This window comes from Cupriavidus sp. MPR-AND1C, assembly GCF_058809705.1.
This window is the reverse complement of sequence record NZ_JBXASU010000173.1, coordinates 1831-3134: the sequence shown is the minus strand read 5'-3', so window position 1 is coordinate 3134 and position 1304 is coordinate 1831. Positions and strand designations below refer to the sequence as shown.

The 1304-nt window shown below is 51.5% G+C and carries 1 rRNA gene (running past one end of the window); it reads right to left on the bottom strand.

What is annotated here, in order from left to right:
• Positions 1-1162: ribosomal RNA gene (locus tag AC1RWI_RS37650) — 23S ribosomal RNA — on the bottom strand (it extends 1809 nt beyond the left edge of the window).
• Positions 1163-1304 lie beyond the last annotated feature (142 nt).

Genomic DNA, 1304 nt, shown 5'->3' with positions numbered 1-1304 from the left:
GCATCCGCAGCTTCGGTGACTGGCTTAGCCCCGTTACATCTTCCGCGCAGGACGACTCGATCAGTGAGCTATTACGCTTTCTTTAAAGGATGGCTGCTTCTAAGCCAACCTCCTGACTGTTTTAGCCTTCCCACTTCGTTTCCCACTTAGCCAATCTTAGGGACCTTAGCTGGCGGTCTGGGTTGTTTCCCTCTTGACACCGGACGTTAGCACCCGATGTCTGTCTCCCGTGATTGCACTCTTCGGTATTCGGAGTTTGCTATGGCGGGGTAATCAGCAATAGACCCCCCAACCATGACAGTGCTCTACCCCCGAAGGTGAGACACGAGGCACTACCTAAATAGTTTTCGGAGAGAACCAGCTATTTCCAGACTTGTTTAGCCTTTCACCCCTATCCACAGCTCATCCCCTAACTTTTCAACGTTAGTGGGTTCGGTCCTCCAGTACGTGTTACCGCACCTTCAACCTGGCCATGGATAGATCGTCTGGTTTCGGGTCTACACCCAGCGACTGAACGCCCTATTCGGACTCGCTTTCGCTACGCCTTCCCTAATCGGTTAAGCTTGCCACTGAATGTAAGTCGCTGACCCATTATACAAAAGGTACGCCGTCACCCGTTTCCAGGCTCCGACTGTTTGTATGCATGCGGTTTCAGGATCTATTTCACTCCCCTCCCGGGGTTCTTTTCGCCTTTCCCTCACGGTACTGGTTCACTATCGGTCGATCACGAGTATTTAGCCTTGGAGGATGGTCCCCCCATCTTCAGACAGGATTTCACGTGTCCCGCCCTACTTGTCGTACACCTAGTTCCACAACGCTGTTTTCGCATACAGGGCTATCACCTGCTATGGCCGGGCTTTCCATCCCGTTCTGCTAACAATGCTGCTAAAGAGTACAAGGCTCTTCCCATTTCGTTCGCCACTACTCTGGGAATCTCGGTTGATTTCTGTTCCTGCAGCTACTTAGATGTTTCAGTTCGCCGCGTTCGCTTCCCTGACCTATGTATTCAGTCAGGGATGACCCATAAGGGCCGGGTTTCCCCATTCGGACATCTCCGGATCAAAGCTTGTTTGCCAGCTCCCCGAAGCTTTTCGCAGGCTACCGCGTCCTTCATCGCCTGTGATCGCCAAGGCATCCACCACATGCACTTGTTCGCTTGACCCTATAACGAGTGTGTCTCAAACTTGCGTTCAAGCCGTGCTCGCTACAGGATGAGTTCTCGCATTTGTGCCGTATTCCAAGTCATCTTTCGATCACTTAAATACATTTCGGTTGATACAATCACAACCCGGTATCGTGTTTTT